The organism is Haloferax sulfurifontis (genome assembly GCF_014635105.1).
Lineage (GTDB): Archaea > Halobacteriota > Halobacteria > Halobacteriales > Haloferacaceae > Haloferax > Haloferax denitrificans.
In genome coordinates this window covers 400,547-415,104 of sequence record NZ_BMCI01000001.1, presented here as the reverse complement: position 1 = coordinate 415,104, position 14,558 = coordinate 400,547, and the positions used below count along the sequence as shown (strand labels likewise).

Here is a 14,558-nt window from a genome sequence, read left to right as displayed (position 1 = left end):
AAACGCGCGAGGGACGTTACGGGTCGGAAGACTCGATGCTCCCCAGTTCTGCGGCCGCGTCCTCTCCGGCGCGCGCCTGCACTTTCCCGATAGCGACGGAGACCACGTAGATGCCGACCGCGACGAGAACGATGACGCCGCCGGCGGTCGCCTCGCCGTAGTAGGACGCGCCGATGCCGAGGAGGACGGCGAGTTCGGCGAGCACGACGGAGACCAAAAGCGACTCCGAGAAGCTTCGGGAGACCTGCGCCGCGCCCGCGACGGGGACGACGAGCATGGCGGCGACGAGGATGACGCCCATGATCTGCATCGCGCCGACGACGACCAGCGCGGTCAGCATGACCATCACGCGGTTGTACCACGTGACCGAGATGCCCGAGACGGCGGCGGCCGTCTCGTCGAACGTCACGTAGAGCAGTTGGTTGCGCGTGAGCGCGACGGTGCCGACGATGACGGCGAACAGCACGAGCAGGATGGCGGCGTTCTCCGCCGAGACGGTCGAGAGGTTGCCGAAGAGGTACTGGTTGATTCCGACCGCGAGGCCGCCCGCGTTGAGGCTGATGAGGACGGTCCCCAGCGCGAACCCGGTCGAGAGCACGATTGCCATCGACACGTCGTTGTAGGCGTCGGTCGCCTCGGAGATGAGTTCGATGAGGAGCGCCGCGATGACGGCGACGACGACGGCGGTCAGATACGGCGAGACGCCGAGGCTGAACACGCCGTTGAGAAAGAGGCCGACGGCGACCCCGGCGAAGGCGGTGTGGGCGAGCGCGTCGCCGATGAGCGCGAGCTGGCGGTGGACGAGGAACGTCCCGATGAGCGGGGCCATCACGCCGATGCAGAGGCCGACGAGGATGGCGCGGTGCATGAACGCGTAGTCGAGGAAACCGAGTCCGGTCGCGTCGCCGACGGCGAAAAGCAGGTCGGACCACAGCGCGAGGACCCAGTAGACCGGCGCGAGGACGGCGTCTAACGGCCCCGCTTGGAGCGCGACCAACAGTTCGAGGGGAATCACGCGCGACCACCGCCCGAACCGCCCGCGAAGGAGGCCGCCGTGCCGAACGCCCGCGCGAGCGCGTCGCTCTCGACGAACTCGTCGGTCGGGCCGTCGAAGTAGACCTCGCGGTTGAGACAGACGACGCGCCGGGCGTGGTCGGTGACCGCGCCGAGGTCGTGTTCGATGAGGAGAACCGTGATGCCCTCGTCGTTGAGCGCTTCGAGCAGGTCGTAGAAGGCGTCGACCGACTCGGCGTCGACGCCGACGGTCGGCTCGTCCAAGACGAGCAGGTCGGCCTCGCCGGCGAGCGCGCGGGCGATGAAGGCGCGCTGGCGCTGGCCGCCCGAGAGCTTCGTCACCCGGCGGTCGGCGAACTCGGACATCCCGACCGTGGCGAGCGCCTCGTCGACGATGCGGTGGTCCTCGGCGGAGAGTCGGCCGAAGCCGACGTGGGGAAACCGACCCATCTTCACGACCTCGCGGACGGTGATGGGCATCTCCTTGGAGGCGCTGGCGTGCTGGGCGACGTATCCGATGCGCGCCCCGTCGTCGAAGGCGTGGGAGGGCTCGCCGAACAGCCGTGCAGACCCCTCGTCGGGACGGAGCAGGCCGAGGATGAGCTTCATCAGCGTCGACTTGCCGGAGCCGTTCGGCCCGACGATGGCGACGTACTCGCCGGGGTCGATGCGGAGCGAGATGTCCTCCACGACGGGCGTCGCGGTGTAGCCGAACTCGACGTCCGCGAGTTCGACGAGGGGGTCGGACGAGCCGCGGCCGTCATCGGCGGCGGCGTCGGCGACGCCGGTGTCGGCGGACTCAGCGGTTTCCGCGGACTCGCCGTTGCGGAGGGCGCTCATTCGAAGTTCCTCCATTCGTCGGCCCAGCCGTCGGGGCCGACTTCCTCGGGTGACTTGTTGCCGAGGACGACCTCGAACGTCGGCATGTTGATGTTGTCGGCGATTTCCTCGTAGCCCCAGTCGTTTTCCACCCAGTCCTCGCGGACGCCCGCGTACGGGGTGACGGGGAAGTACGCCTCGACGGGCGTCTCGGCGATGAGCTGTTTCGCGGGGCGGCGCGTCTCGAAGACGCCCGCGCCGATGTACCTGATGTCGTTGTCCTCGATGACGCGCTTGGCCTCGGTGATGTCCGAGGGCTTCACGTCGCCGCTGGCGGCGAGGTTGACGACGAGCGGGCGCATCTCGACGCCGTAGCGGACGCCGATGTACTGGAAGGCGTTGTGGGCCGCCAACTGGACGACCTTGCGCGACGCCCGGTCGAAGATGTCCTGATAGTCCCGGTCGATGCGGTCGAGCACGTCGGTTTTGTACGCGTCGGCGTTGTCGCGGAACGTCTCCTCGTGCTCGGGGGCGAGTTCGACCAGCCCCTCCGTGATGTTGTCCACGGCGGTCTTGGCGCGCCGCGGGTCGAGCCAGAAGTGGGGGTCCTTCCCGCGGCCCTCGCCGACGCCCTCCTCGTCGCGGTCGAGGCTCGCGGCGAGTTCCACGAGTTCGACGCCCTCGCGGACGTTGATGAGTTGGGTGTCCACGCCGTCGTCCTTCAGCGTCTGGATGGCGCGGTCGGCCCACGGCTGGAAGTCCTCGCCGACGTGGACGAACGCGTCGGCCTCGATGATGTCCCGCGTGACGCTCGCATCGGGTTCCCAGCCGTGACCGTGAAGCCCGGTCGGGATGAGGTTCTTCAGGGTCACCGGGGTGTCGGCCGCGACCTCCCGCGCGAAGTCGTAGAAACTGAAGAACGAGGCGACCACGACGGGGCCGCCTTCCGACTCGGACCCGCCGGAGGCGTCGTTCGAGCCGGTGTTCGAGCCGTCGGTTCCGCCTCCCGCTCCGCCGCCACCGCCGAGACAACCGGCGAGCCCGGCCGTCAACAGACCGGAACCGGCCGCGACGACCGACCGCCGAGAGAGTTTGGTACCGGCCGAATCTGGATTCGCGTTCATTACTATGCTAGATAGAGACAACGCATTATATAGATGTGTTACTCTAAGGTTTAAATTAGACGAGTCTAAAACAAGTGGCGAGCCGCAACGGCTCACGGGGCACCGACGACGATGCCGCTGAACAGGAGTGCGCGGCGCTCGGACCCACCGGCGTGCAAATCTCTTTGGGCCGGCGCGCCCAACGGCCCGACATGGGAATCGAACTCTACGCGCTCGACGGTTGTCCGTACTGCGAGAAGGTCCACGACGCGCTCTCGGAGGCGGGTGTCGACTACGAGACGCAGTGGGTCGACGCGCTCCACTCGGACCGAAACGAGGTCAAGCGCGTGAGCGGCCAGCGCGGCGTTCCGGTCCTCGTCGACGGCGACCGCGGCGTGACGATGGCCGAGAGCGAGAACATCCTCCGGTACGTCGACCAGACGCTGGCATGAAGATATACACCGGCCGCGGCGACGAGGGGATGACCGACCTGCGGGACATGACCCGCGTGTCGAAGACGAGCCACCGCATCGAGGCCTACGGAACGGTCGACGAGGTGAACGCGCTGGTCGGCACCGTGCGCCCGACAGGCCACGACGACGTGGACGACGTGCTCGAAGCCGTCCAGAACCATCTCCACATCGTGCAGGCCGACCTCGCCAACCCCGGCCCCGACGAGGACGACCCCCAGATAGCCGCCGACCACGTGGACGAACTCGAAGCGTGGATTGACGAGGCCGACGAGGAACTCGACCCGCTGACGTCGTTTATCCTCCCCGGCGGGAGCGAGACGGGGGCCAAACTCCACCACGCCCGCGCGGTGTCCCGGCGGGCCGAGCGCCGCGTGGTCTCGCTGGCGGCCGAAGAACCCGTCAACGAGGAGGTCGTCGCGTATCTCAACCGCCTCTCGGACGCGCTTTTCGTCTTCGCGCGACTGGTCAACAAACGCGACGGCGTGCCCGAGGAGTCGCCGACGTACTGACTCCGAGCGCCCGCCGGGGTCGACGCGGTCGCTCGCGAGGATAGTGGGACCAGGACGGACGAATCGTGCCCACGGTATCGCCGTCCCGGATGGGGCCAGACGCTGGGACCGACCACCAAGTGTGGCCTGCGTTCCCAGTTTTAGGTATGCCTAAGAATTACTAAAGTGTATCGCTCTTTCTCAGACATGTGACAATCGGTACCGCGCGACATAACCGTTTTCTCGTCCGCGGGACTATCCGGAGGTATGAACCGACATTTCACCGACGCGCGGTACTACTTCCGACGGGGGTTCGAGCACCTGTACGCGGGACTCGACGAGGAGACGGCACCGCTCCGTCGCCGCCTCATGGCGGCGCTCGGGCGCGAGGTCGAGGACGAACCGGAGCCGACGCCGCAGACGCGACGGGAGCGCGTCGAGTACGGCGCGCGCCGGGCGGCGACGCGGAGTCGCCGGGCCGCCGGGCGGGTTCGCCGTCGCGTGCGGCGACCCGAGTAGGCGTGTTCGCGCCCCCCGAATCGGGGCACAACGTAAGTCTTAATTGGCGGCGCGGGAAATCAGAGTCGTAGCCGGGTTGGTGGTCTAGCCAGGTTATGACGGCTCCTTCACACGGAGCAGGCCGGCGGTTCGAATCCGCCCCAACCCATTTCGCTTCTTCGAGAACTCCCCGAACACCGAGGCGAAGCCTCGTGTGAATGGAAGTTCACTTTAATGAGACCTTCACAGATAGTATACTGCAGAGATGTTTCCTGCAATATCTCTGTGAATCTTGGTATAGTGATTCGCAATGGATTCTCTATTCATTAGCTGACATTTATGCAGGCCCATCATTCACTACACAACGATGACATACTTGAGAATAGTCACATATATCCTCGAATACATCTCGGACGAGGAACTGGAATCAGAGATTGTCACTTACCTTACTGACGACCTACGTACGAATGTCAAAAATGGAACAGCAGAGGAAGCGGAGCTAAAAAACAGGAAAGAAAGATTCAAGGAGAGATTACAAAGGTCAAAAGCCAAATTATCGAGTCTTTCGATAGGAGAGGTCGAAAATATAACAAGGTATTGGTCGCATTTCTGGTATTAATCGGTGTTAATTTCTGTCTACTATTTTCCGCCTTGCAACCAATTGGAATCACATTTTCTGTTGTTGGGTCAGTTATCCTTGCACGGGGTCTTATCCATGGCATCTATTGGACGTATGGTTTGTTTATTGTTGTTGGGTTTGGGAACCCAGACAGGTACTTTCGTACTGAAACACTAAATGACACAGTTGATGGCGTATACGGTATACTATTCATAATCTCTGGATTCGTAGTGCAACTGTGTTCTGTGATGATGTCGTCAGGTATCCTCTCTTGACGGACACATACATTGTGACCTGAATGGTCCTGATGCTGTGACGGTTCACGGGATGTGTCCCACCCAACCACTATGTTTTCCCCCCGCGAACTCCGCCCATGACCCTCCTGCAGATTCCCGGTGGTCCGGAACTCGTTATTCTGGCGCTGTTGCTCCTCATCCCGCTCGCGGTCGTCTATCTGGGCTACAAGCTCATCCAGTCGCTCCGGGCGTTCGAGGAGGGCAGAGAAGAGCAGTCACAGCGGTAGTCACGACGGCACGTCGGGTCGGGCGTCGTCGCTTCGACTCTCGGCGGCCCCCGCCGGCGACGCCGACCGCTGTCGCCGGTGGTGCAGACGCGCCAGTTGGAGCGTCACCGCGTAGCCGACGACGGCGAGGGCGACGGCGAGAATCGTGTTGCCGACGAGCTGTCGAAACAGGATATCGAGACCGGCGCTGAGCGACACGTCTGCGACCGAGGCCCCCGGAACCGGGCCGAGCAGGTGCGAGCCGAGCCAGAAGCTCGCGCCGTAGACCGCCCACTTGACGGGCGGGTTGAACACCACGAGCGTGGCGACGAGCGCGAGTCGGCTCGCCCGCTCGACGAAGTAGCCGATGAGGGCGAACAGCGCGAGGGCGGTCCCTGCGGTCGGCATGGCCACGAAGAAGACGCCGAACGCGAAGCTGGCGGCCACCTCGTGAGGTGTGTGGTCCGCCGCGAACGCTCGTTCGAGGCCGGACCTGACGCGGGGACGAATCGACGCGAGACGGTCGTACACTCGTCGCGACTAGAAGCGAGACGTCGTTATCAACGCTTCGCCGATTTGGTTCGTGATAGCAATCGGCGTGGAACGCCCGGCGACCGGCGGGCGGCGGTCAGCGGAACCGGCGGTCCGACTCCCATTTGTCCTTGAGTTCTATCATCTGGCCGACGCCGCGGGCCACGTCCGAGAGATGGAAGGCGATGTCCGTGGCGGTCACGATGCCGACCATCTCCGAGCCGTCGACGACGACGAGCTTTTTCACCCCTCGGTCGCGCATCTTCTCGGCGGCCACGCGCGTCGTGGAGTCCGGTCGGACCCACTTGATGGGACTCGACATGACCGCGCGGGTCGGGACCGCGGACAGCGGCTTCCCGCTCGCCACGCCGGCGCGGAGCGCGTCCGACTCGGTGACGATGCCCGCGGGACCGCCGTCGGCCATCACGACGACGCTCCCCGCGCCCCCGCGGAGCATGGTTCGCGCGCAGTCGGCGACGCTCGACCCCAGTTCGACGGTCGCAACCTCCTCGGTCATGATGTCGTCGACGCGCATCTCAGTCGTCCGCGGGCGAGGGCTCTCGCTCGGGTCGCGACTCGGATGCGGCGCGGGTCCGGTCCGGGTCGGTTCCTGTCGTCGCATCCTCGCCGAGCACGTCGTCGACGGTCGCGGCCACGTCGCCGCCGTCGACCTCGAACGCGTCGAGGAGGTCGTCGAGGTGGCTCACGTGCGACGAGAGCTCGCGCACGTCACCGTTGACGTCCACGAGCGCGGCGCTCTGTTCTTCGGCGGTCGCGGAGACGTTCTCGGCCTCGGCGGCGGTCTCCTCGGAGATACCCGCGATTTCGTCGGTCATCGAGAGCACCTCTTGGGAGGAGTCGGCCTGACTGCCCGTGGCGTCCGAAATCTCGTGGACGCTCGCGGTCGTCTCCTCGACGCGCTCGACGATGCCGTCGAAGGAGGAAAGCGCCTCGTCGACCGAGGTGGCGCTCTCTTCGACCTGCGCCTGCATGCGCTCGATGCGGGAGACGACGGCGTCGCGCTGGCTCTCGATTTCGGCGACGAGCGACTCGATGTCGCCCGCCGAGGACTTCGTCTCCTGTGCGAGCTGTTTGACCTCGTTGGAGACGACGGCGAACCCCTCGCCGGCCTCGCCCGCGCGGGCGGCTTCGATGTTCGCGTTGAGCGCGAGGATATCGGTCTGTTCGGCGATGTCGGTGATGACCTCGACGATTTCCTCGATTTGGGCGAGGCGGTCGTCGAGTTCGCGGACCTCCCCCACGGTCGCCTCCGTCTCGGCGCGCACGGCGCCGATGTCGTCGAGGGCGTCGGTGGCGGCGGTCTGGCCGTCCAGCGAGCGCGCCTCTGCCTCCTCGGTGAGCCGGACGAGTTCGTCGGCCGACGAGGCGATCTGCTGGATGGACGCCGAGAGGTCGTTAATCTCGTCGGCGGCGGCGACGAGGCTGTCGGTCTGCTCGCTCGCGCCCTCAGAAATCTGCTGGACCGACGCCGACACCTCCTCGCTCGCGGCGGACACGTCGTCGGCGCGGTCGGCCACGCGGTCGGCGAGCGTCGCCACGTCCTCGCCGAAGGTCTTGACCGTGCCGACGGTCTGTTCGATGTCGTCCATCATCTCGTTGTACGCGGCGGCGACGGTCGCCATGTCGCGGCTCTCGGAGTCGGTCGGGAGGCGCACGCGGAGGTCGCCGTCGGCCGCGCGGGTCATCGCCTCGCTGTAGGTCCGGGCGTCGGTCCGCTGGTCGCGGAGGTCGTCCCGGAGGTTGCCGATACCGCGGACGACCTGTCCGAACTCGTCTCTCCGGTCGGTTTCGAGGTCGACGTCGAGGTCGCCGTCGCGGAGCGCGGCGACGGTCGACGCGAGGTCGACGAGCGGGAGCGCGGTGTTGCCGCGGACGATGAGCGCGAAGGCGACGAAGCCGAGTATCGAGAGCGCCAGCAGCGTCGCAATCTGGAGGCCGACGCTGCGGGAGAGGGCGAAGACGTGGCTCGCGGGGGCGTGCAGGAGGAGCACGCCGCCGGAGACGGGGACGTGCGCGACGACGTGCGGCGAGGAGACGAAGCCCTCGACCGGGGCGAGGCGGGCGACGCCCGTCTCGCCGGCGAAGGCGGCGTCGAGTTCGGACGCCTCGGCCGCGGGATAGGCGACGTTCGACCGGCCGCCGCCGCCGTCGTAGAGGACGTTCCCGTCGGTCGTCACGAGCTGGGTGAAGCCGCCGTCGATGCGGTTGCCGTCGAGCGCGGCCCCGAGCGAGGACGCCTCGGCGACGAGGACGATTGCGCGGGGTTCGATGGACGGAAGCGGCGCGACAAAGCCCATGTAGGCGACGCCGTCTTCGACGTAGACCGTGGTCCGCTCGACGCCGTCGTCCGAGAGGTCGGCGCTCGCGGGGAGCGGAAGCGACCCGCTTTCGAACAGCGTCGTCCCGACCGCGCCCTCCTCGGAGGAGCCGACGACGGTCGTCGTCTCGGTGTCGACGAAGTGGAGCGCCGCCACGTCCGCGGGCATGTCCGCTTTCGCGGCCGTCAGGGTCGCCGAAGAACGGCCGTCGAGCGTGCTCCCGGCGGCGGGGTCGTCCGCGACGATGGTGGCGAGGCGTTCGCGCTCGTCGAACCACGTGTCCACCTGCAGGGCCTCGCGTTCGGCCTCGGTGAGGAGGTCGGCGCGGGCGTTCTCGTCTATCGTGGATGCCGTCTGTTGATACTGGACGGCTCCGACGCCGGCGACGAGGACTGAGACGAGTAGCATCGCGGCGACGAGCCGCCGCATGTAGCTCTCCGTAATCGCATCAGGAAGCCGTGATTCGGCCTCCAAAACGAGATTCTCGGCCATTACCGTACCGACCCGAATGCGGTGCATAAATCCGTGCCTTCGAGTATCAAACGAGATAATAAGTCGCCGCGGCGACGGCCGAACAGACACCGCCGGGCACGGAATACGCGCCGGGTGGGCCGGACCGGACCGTACCGACCCGAGCGTCAATCATACGTCTGTTGGAAGCTAGCGGTTCACATGGAAACCGAGTTCCGCCTGCTCGTGGCGGGCTTCTGCATCGTCGCGCCGTCGCTGTTGTTCGTCGGGTTCGTCAGACTGCTCGACGCCATGCGCGAGGACGACCTCGTCGAGCGCGTCCTCGACAGGGTCGACGAGAAAGACGGGCCGACCGGCACGGCGCTCGACCCGACGACGTTCCTGCGGTCCGCACGGGAGAAGTCGCGTCGGCGGACGGCGGTCTGCCGGGAGTGCGGCGCGCCGAACGCGACCGACGGCGGGCGCTGTGGGCTGTGCGGGGCGGCGTTGCGATAGGGCGCAAAAAAGAATCGAAGAAAACGGAAAGCCGCTTCGGGCGGGCTTAGAGGAAGTCTTCGATGTGGTCGGCGACCTCGTTGGGGGTGTCGCCGACGGGGACGCCCGCGTCGTTGAGGGCGGAAATCTTGGACTCCGCGGTGCCCGTGCCCGACCCGGAGACGATAGCGCCGGCGTGACCCATGCGCTTGCCCGGCGGTGCCGTGCGGCCGGCGATGAAGCCGGCGACGGGCGTGTCCATGTTCTCCGCGATGAACTTCGCGGCCTGCTCTTCGTCCTCGCCGCCGATTTCGCCGCACATGACGACCGCGTGCGTGTCGGGGTCGTTCTCGAACGCTTCGAGGGCGTCGACGAACGAGGTGCCGATGATGGGGTCGCCGCCGATGCCGATGGCGGTGGTCTGGCCGATGCCGCGCTCGGTCAGGTTCGAGACGACCTGGTAGGTGAGGGTGCCGGAGCGGGAGACGAGGCCGACGTTCCCCTCCTCGAAGATGTTGCCGGGGAGGATGCCGAGCTTGGACTCGCCGGGCGTGATGATGCCCGGGCAGTTGGGGCCGATGAGGCGCGTGTCGGTCTCCGACAGGCGCTTGTTCACCTTGGCCATGTCCTGCGTCGGGACGCCCTCGGTGATGGCGACGACGAGGTCGAGGTCCGTGTCGAGCGCCTCGAAGATGGCGTCACCGGCGAACGCCGGCGGGACGAACACGACCGAGGCGTTGGCGTCTTCCTCGTCGACCGCCTCTTCGACGGTGTCGTAGACGGGGATGCCGTCGACGTCCTGACCGCCCTTTCCGGGGGAGGTCCCGGCGACGACGTTCGTGCCGTATTCGACCATCTGGCGGGTGTGGAACTTGCCTTCGCCACCCGTGATACCCTGTACAACCACTCGCGTGTCGTCGTCGACGAAAATGCTCATTGGGACACCTCCTGTGCGTTCTTGACGGCACGCTGGACGGCGTCCTCCAGCGTCCCCTCGACCTGTACGAGGTCCGTGTTCAGAATCTCCATGCCCTCCTCGGCGTTCGTGCCCGCGAGGCGGACGACGACCGGCTTGGGAATCTCGTCGAAGCTCTCCAGCGCCTCGTTGATACCCTTGGCGACCTCGTCGCCGCGGGTGATGCCGCCGAAGATGTTGAACACGACGGAGTCGACGTTCTCGTCGGAGAACACCATGTCCAGCGCGTTCGCCACGCGCTCGGCCTTCGCGCCGCCGCCGATGTCGAGGAAGTTAGCGGGTTCGCCGCCGAAGTAGTCCACGAGGTCGAGCGTCGTCATGACGAGCCCGGCGCCGTTGCCGATGATGCCGACGTTACCCGACAGGCGGACGTAGTCGAAGCCGTACTCGCCGGCCTTGGCTTCGAGGTCGTTCTCGTAGGCGTCTTCTTCCATCGCCGCGAGGTCGTCGTGACGGAACAGGGCGTCGTCGTCGATGTTCATGACGGCGTCCGCGGCGACGATGTCGCGGTCGGACGTTATCATGACGGGGTTGATTTCGATGTCCGACGCGTCGTTCGACTCGTAGAGGTCGTACAGCGTCGTGAGGAACGAGGCGACGTCGAAGGCGACGTCGCGGGGGATACCCGCCTCGAAGACGACCTTCCGGGCCTGATAGGGGTGCAGGCCGAACGCGGGGTCGATGTGCTCGCGGGCGATTGCGTCCGGGTTCTCTTCTGCGACTTCCTCGATGTTGACGCCACCCTCCGTCGAGACCATCGCGACGGGCTTGCCCTCGCTTCGGTCCATCGTGACGCCGACGTACAGTTCGTTCTCGAAGTCGACGCCGGCCTCGACGAGCACTCGGTCGACCGTGTAGCCCTTGAGGTCCATCCCGAGGATGTCCTCTGCGGCCTGTCGAGCCTCGTCTTCGTTCGTGGCGATTTTGATGCCACCGGCCTTGCCACGCCCACCGACGTGTACCTGCGCCTTGATGGCGGCGGGGTATCCGATCTCCTCGACCGCCTCCATGACCTCCTCTACCGACGACGCGAGACGGGACTCTGGCACCGGAATCCCAGCCTCTGCGAAGATGTCCTTCGCCTGGTATTCGTGAAGCTTCATTACCATGCGTGGGAGGGGAAGGCACGCGCTTAAATCCCATTCATCTACGTTCAGGGTCGACGGTGTCAGATTCTCCTAATAGATAACTCGTTTTGCATATATGCGTTCTATGAGGGCTGAACGGTACGCGTAGGGTCAAATGAACCCGAAGCTCTGGATAGGAAAACACTTTTGGATATATGCAACCCTCTATGGTACACAGAGATGAACCCAGATACGCTGGATCTAATCAGCAAGAACATCGAGAAGAACCACGATAAGTACGTGGCGATGGGTTCCCCCGGCGAGGTCGCCGAGGACCGAGTCTAAGCTAAAATCCGTTTTCCCGGCCGTGATTGATTACGCTTCGTAACTGTTCGAGCGTCGGCTTCATCGGCAGGCGGTTCTCGCAGTCCAAGAGGAAATTTCGGAAGTAGCGATGCCAGCTAACGTATAGTTCGTCTTTCAGCCACAGGGAATTGTATTTCACATCTGAGTGGAGGCCGCGGATTATTTTTGAATGGAGTACGGCACGCTCGATGTGATCTCCGGGCCACTCCTCGTCGGGGAAATCGACATCGTTCTGCTTCAGTAAACCGTACAAAGAGGCCATGCCTGTTCGGTGGTTCGCATCCGGAAACGTGTGAATCCCAGCGAACGCACGCATCCAATGCGCGCACTGCTGTGAGAGTGATTCTGTCCGTGGGAACTCGCGGAGCAAGCGGTTTAGTTTCCAATCGGTAGCTCCGAGAATCTTTTGTTGGGTGTATGTTGGCGACTCGTTGAGGATTCGATAGTCGTTCTCCGGATCTCTGAAGAACTGGAGGTTAATCTGCTTGATGTCTGTCGGGTCTAACTTCGAAAAGTCGGTGAGACGCCAGTCGGAGACACAGAGTCCCTCATCGATGACGAGATCCTCCCCAGAGAACCAGGGAGAACAACCCTCCTCGGCGAAGACGGCCTCGCCAGATGCGGTCGCTTCGAATGTATCTTCAGCGACTTCCACGACTGCCCCTACACGGGCGAGCAAGCGGCATTGAAGCCGAATTACGTTCTCTCGAAACCGGTCCTCCGCGAGGTCCTCGGGCGTGGAAACCCCACGCTCTACTAGCCGGCTCAAGAGTTGTTTCTCAGAGAGGTACATCGGACCGCCTCGTTTCTGCCACGGCGCGAGGTTTCGGTCCATGGTGTAGGGAAAATACGTAATAGGATAAGAACTTCTGTGTAACTATGCGCGCTGTCAGATTCCACGACCACGGCGGACGCGACGTGCTCCAAGTAGACGACATCGACACGCCCGAACCAGCGGCGGGCGAGGTCCTCGTCGAAGTCGCGGCCGCGGGCGTCAACCCGGTGGACACGTACTTCCGCGAGGGCTCGTACCAGCCGTTTGCGATGCCGATGATTCCCGGCGTCGACGTGGCCGGAACGGTCGCGGCGGTCGGGGCCGACGTGACGGGATTCGGGGAGGGCGACCACGTCGTCGGCACCGGCATCGGCAAGGACCACTACGGCGGCTACGCCGAGTTCGCGGCCGTCCCGACCGACCGGCTGGCCGTCCTCTCGGACGACGTGGACCTCGTCGCGGCCGGCGGCGCGGGCGTCGCCGGCGTCACCGCGTGGCGCGCCCTCGTCGACCACGGCCGGATGCAACTGGGCGACACGGTGCTGATTCACGGCGGCTCCGGCGGCGTCGGCCACGCCGCGGTCCAACTCGCCGCGGCGTCCGGGGCCCGCGTCATCGCCACCGCCGCGCCCGACTACCACGACCGGGTGGCCGAACTCGGCGCGGACGTGGTCCTCGACTACGACCGCGACGACCTCGCCGACGCCGTCTTGGAGGCCGCGACAGGTGACGGCGTGGACCTGACGCTCGACCACCGGCTGGACGACTACCTCCAGTTCGACGCCGATGTGGCCGCCCACGGCGGTCGCATCGTCGGCATCGGCGAGAACGACCCCGAAGTCGGCTTCGACCTGTCGTCGTCGGCCCGGGGGAAGGACCTCTCGCTGACGATGATGAGCATGTTCAACACGCCCGACCTCTCCGCGCCCCTCCGCGAACTCGCCGGCCAGATGGGCGCGGGCGAGTTCGAAATCGACGTGGCGCGGACCTACGACCTCGACGAGGCCGCCGAGGCCCACCGCGCCGTCATGGAAGACAGCTTCCTCGGCAAGTTGGTCATCACGCCCTGACGGGCCGTCTCCCCGCACTACTGCGGTCGGTGGCGGCCGGTCGCCGGCGGGCGCACAGCCGCGACCGAATTATGTTCCGTGCGCACGTACCGCACGGACATGGACGTGGTATTCGACTTCGACGGAACCGTAGCCCTCGTGACCGGTGCGAGCGGCGCGCTCGGCGGCGCGGTCGCCCGCGCGTTCTACGAAGCGGGCGCGTCGGTCGCGGCCGCGGACGTGGTCGAACCCGACGACGAGGACGGCTTCTTCGAGTCCGAGGAGGTTCGGTTCTACGAGGGCGACTTCACCGACGAGGACGACGTGGCGCGTATCGTCGATGCGGTCGTCTCCGACTTCGGCCGCCTCGACCACCTCGCCAACATCGCCGGGACGTGGCGCGGCGGGACGCCCATCGACGAGACGGACGCGGACACCTTCGACTTCCTGTTCGACGTGAACCTCAAGACGATGTTCCTCGCGTCGAAACACGCGGTTCCGCATCTCCGCGAGACCGAGGGCTCCGTCGTGAGCGTCTCGGCCCGCTCGTCGCTGGAGGGCGGTGAGGGCGACGGCGTCTACCGGGCGTCGAAAGCCGGCGTGCGCCTGCTCACCGAAACCATCGCCGAGGAGAACCGCGGGGTCGTGCGCGCGAACGCGGTCATGCCGAGCGTCATCGACACGCCGATGAACCGCGAGATGATGGCCGACGCCGACTTCGACGCGTGGGTGAAACCCGAGGAAATCGCCCGAACCGTTCTCGCGCTCTGTTCGGACGCGACTCCCGTGACGAGCGGCGCGGCCGTCCCGGTGTACGGCGAGGCCTGAGCCGCCTGACTCGTGGCAACATTCGCCACGAGAAGGTATGACATTCGTTTCGGTGCGCACGAATTTTTACACGGTGCGCAAGGGATTCACGAACACGACACTCGTTAGAAAAATGAGGATACTTAGGGGCTAAATTCGGACGAACGCGACACAGACTACGGGTGAT

16 protein-coding genes and 1 tRNA gene are annotated in these 14,558 nt (G+C 65.4%); 8 read left to right on the top strand and 9 right to left on the bottom strand.

Annotation, left to right across the window (positions count from 1 at the left end; translation table 11 throughout):
- Window positions 1–16 precede the first annotated feature (16 nt).
- Genes IEV64_RS02300 through IEV64_RS02290 form a run of 3 tightly spaced genes read right to left on the bottom strand, consistent with a single transcriptional unit; the run spans window position 17 to window position 2,957 of the window.
- A complete protein-coding gene (locus IEV64_RS02300) occupies window positions 17–1,015 on the bottom strand; it encodes a metal ABC transporter permease (RefSeq protein ID WP_188423027.1) in 999 nt (332 codons plus the stop codon).
- Window positions 1,012–1,854, bottom strand: a complete 843-nt coding sequence (locus IEV64_RS02295; RefSeq protein ID WP_188423026.1) for a metal ABC transporter ATP-binding protein — start codon at window positions 1,852–1,854, stop codon at window positions 1,012–1,014. Before IEV64_RS02295 ends, IEV64_RS02300 begins: the two co-directional genes overlap by 4 nt.
- Window positions 1,851–2,957, bottom strand: coding sequence for a metal ABC transporter substrate-binding protein (locus IEV64_RS02290; protein WP_188423025.1), 1,107 nt, complete (start codon window positions 2,955–2,957; stop codon window positions 1,851–1,853). The genes IEV64_RS02295 and IEV64_RS02290 overlap by 4 nt, the downstream gene beginning before the upstream one ends.
- A gap of 191 nt (window positions 2,958–3,148) precedes the next feature.
- Here IEV64_RS02290 and IEV64_RS02285 point away from each other — a divergent pair, with 191 nt between their 5' ends.
- From IEV64_RS02285 to IEV64_RS02265, 5 genes are all read left to right on the top strand, one after another.
- Window positions 3,149–3,388: a glutaredoxin family protein gene (locus IEV64_RS02285; RefSeq protein WP_007274544.1), complete on the top strand. Its 240-nt coding sequence runs from the start codon at window positions 3,149–3,151 to the stop codon at window positions 3,386–3,388.
- The gene (locus IEV64_RS02280; RefSeq protein ID WP_188423024.1) at window positions 3,385–3,918 is read left to right on the top strand and encodes a cob(I)yrinic acid a,c-diamide adenosyltransferase; all 534 of its coding nucleotides are present in this window, start codon (window positions 3,385–3,387) and stop codon (window positions 3,916–3,918) included. Before IEV64_RS02285 ends, IEV64_RS02280 begins: the two co-directional genes overlap by 4 nt.
- A gap of 246 nt (window positions 3,919–4,164) precedes the next feature.
- The gene (locus IEV64_RS02275; RefSeq protein WP_004969719.1) at window positions 4,165–4,416 is read left to right on the top strand and encodes a hypothetical protein; all 252 of its coding nucleotides are present in this window, start codon (window positions 4,165–4,167) and stop codon (window positions 4,414–4,416) included.
- 73 nt (window positions 4,417–4,489) lie between these two features.
- Window positions 4,490–4,564: transfer RNA gene (locus IEV64_RS02270), tRNA-Val, on the top strand.
- Between the two features lie 823 nt (window positions 4,565–5,387).
- Window positions 5,388–5,537 carry a hypothetical protein gene (locus tag IEV64_RS02265; protein ID WP_007274598.1) on the top strand — a complete coding sequence of 50 codons (150 nt, stop codon included), beginning with the start codon at window positions 5,388–5,390 and terminating at the stop codon, window positions 5,535–5,537.
- Here IEV64_RS02265 and IEV64_RS02260 read toward each other — a convergent pair whose 3' ends face one another.
- The 3 genes from IEV64_RS02260 to IEV64_RS02250 all read right to left on the bottom strand — a co-directional run bounded on the left by IEV64_RS02260 (window position 5,538) and on the right by IEV64_RS02250 (window position 8,878).
- Window positions 5,538–6,047, bottom strand: coding sequence for a DUF2062 domain-containing protein (locus IEV64_RS02260; RefSeq protein WP_188423023.1), 510 nt, complete (start codon window positions 6,045–6,047; stop codon window positions 5,538–5,540).
- Between the two features lie 97 nt (window positions 6,048–6,144).
- Complete coding sequence (locus IEV64_RS02255) at window positions 6,145–6,582, bottom strand: CBS domain-containing protein (RefSeq protein ID WP_004969828.1); 438 nt, start codon at window positions 6,580–6,582, stop codon at window positions 6,145–6,147.
- A gap of 1 nt (window position 6,583) precedes the next feature.
- Window positions 6,584–8,878: a methyl-accepting chemotaxis protein gene (locus tag IEV64_RS02250; RefSeq protein ID WP_188423022.1), complete on the bottom strand. Its 2,295-nt coding sequence runs from the start codon at window positions 8,876–8,878 to the stop codon at window positions 6,584–6,586.
- A 180-nt stretch (window positions 8,879–9,058) separates the two neighbouring features.
- On the opposite strand from IEV64_RS02250, the gene IEV64_RS02245 reads away from it, so the two are divergent.
- Window positions 9,059–9,352, top strand: a complete 294-nt coding sequence (locus IEV64_RS02245) for a hypothetical protein (protein WP_007274602.1) — start codon at window positions 9,059–9,061, stop codon at window positions 9,350–9,352.
- 46 nt (window positions 9,353–9,398) lie between these two features.
- Here IEV64_RS02245 and sucD read toward each other — a convergent pair whose 3' ends face one another.
- The 3 genes from sucD to IEV64_RS02230 all read right to left on the bottom strand — a co-directional run bounded on the left by sucD (window position 9,399) and on the right by IEV64_RS02230 (window position 12,575).
- Complete coding sequence (gene sucD / locus IEV64_RS02240; RefSeq protein WP_007274603.1) at window positions 9,399–10,268, bottom strand: succinate--CoA ligase subunit alpha; 870 nt, start codon at window positions 10,266–10,268, stop codon at window positions 9,399–9,401.
- Window positions 10,265–11,410 (bottom strand): ADP-forming succinate--CoA ligase subunit beta, encoded by a 1,146-nt coding sequence (sucC, locus tag IEV64_RS02235; protein WP_004969832.1) that lies wholly within the window; start codon window positions 11,408–11,410, stop codon window positions 10,265–10,267. The genes sucD and sucC overlap by 4 nt, the downstream gene beginning before the upstream one ends.
- Before the next feature lie 310 nt (window positions 11,411–11,720).
- Window positions 11,721–12,575 (bottom strand): hypothetical protein, encoded by an 855-nt coding sequence (locus IEV64_RS02230; protein ID WP_229722447.1) that lies wholly within the window; start codon window positions 12,573–12,575, stop codon window positions 11,721–11,723.
- Between the two features lie 44 nt (window positions 12,576–12,619).
- Here IEV64_RS02230 and IEV64_RS02225 point away from each other — a divergent pair, with 44 nt between their 5' ends.
- Together IEV64_RS02225 and IEV64_RS02220 are read left to right on the top strand one after the other, a co-directional pair.
- Window positions 12,620–13,585, top strand: a complete 966-nt coding sequence (locus IEV64_RS02225) for an NADPH:quinone reductase (RefSeq protein WP_188423021.1) — start codon at window positions 12,620–12,622, stop codon at window positions 13,583–13,585.
- Between the two features lie 99 nt (window positions 13,586–13,684).
- A complete protein-coding gene (locus tag IEV64_RS02220) occupies window positions 13,685–14,392 on the top strand; it encodes an SDR family oxidoreductase (protein ID WP_007274606.1) in 708 nt (235 codons plus the stop codon).
- The last annotated feature ends 166 nt before the right edge of the window (window positions 14,393–14,558 follow it).

Bases quoted from the DNA above. Each gene is read 5' to 3' on its own strand.
- IEV64_RS02225 (WP_188423021.1), top strand. From the start codon at position 12,620: ATGCGCGCTGTCAGATTCCACGACCACGGCGGACGCGACGTGCTCCAA.
- sucC (WP_004969832.1), bottom strand. From the start codon at position 11,410: ATGAAGCTTCACGAATACCAGGCGAAGGACATCTTCGCAGAGGCTGGG.
- IEV64_RS02230 (WP_229722447.1), bottom strand. From the start codon at position 12,575: ATGGACCGAAACCTCGCGCCGTGGCAGAAACGAGGCGGTCCGATGTAC.
- IEV64_RS02290 (WP_188423025.1), bottom strand. From the start codon at position 2,957: ATGAACGCGAATCCAGATTCGGCCGGTACCAAACTCTCTCGGCGGTCG.
- IEV64_RS02255 (WP_004969828.1), bottom strand. From the start codon at position 6,582: ATGCGCGTCGACGACATCATGACCGAGGAGGTTGCGACCGTCGAACTG.
- IEV64_RS02250 (WP_188423022.1), bottom strand. From the start codon at position 8,878: ATGGCCGAGAATCTCGTTTTGGAGGCCGAATCACGGCTTCCTGATGCG.
- IEV64_RS02245 (WP_007274602.1), top strand. From the start codon at position 9,059: ATGGAAACCGAGTTCCGCCTGCTCGTGGCGGGCTTCTGCATCGTCGCG.
- IEV64_RS02295 (WP_188423026.1), bottom strand. From the start codon at position 1,854: ATGAGCGCCCTCCGCAACGGCGAGTCCGCGGAAACCGCTGAGTCCGCC.
- IEV64_RS02220 (WP_007274606.1), top strand. From the start codon at position 13,685: ATGGACGTGGTATTCGACTTCGACGGAACCGTAGCCCTCGTGACCGGT.
- IEV64_RS02285 (WP_007274544.1), top strand. From the start codon at position 3,149: ATGGGAATCGAACTCTACGCGCTCGACGGTTGTCCGTACTGCGAGAAG.
- IEV64_RS02265 (WP_007274598.1), top strand. From the start codon at position 5,388: ATGACCCTCCTGCAGATTCCCGGTGGTCCGGAACTCGTTATTCTGGCG.
- sucD (WP_007274603.1), bottom strand. From the start codon at position 10,268: ATGAGCATTTTCGTCGACGACGACACGCGAGTGGTTGTACAGGGTATC.
- IEV64_RS02275 (WP_004969719.1), top strand. From the start codon at position 4,165: ATGAACCGACATTTCACCGACGCGCGGTACTACTTCCGACGGGGGTTC.
- IEV64_RS02280 (WP_188423024.1), top strand. From the start codon at position 3,385: ATGAAGATATACACCGGCCGCGGCGACGAGGGGATGACCGACCTGCGG.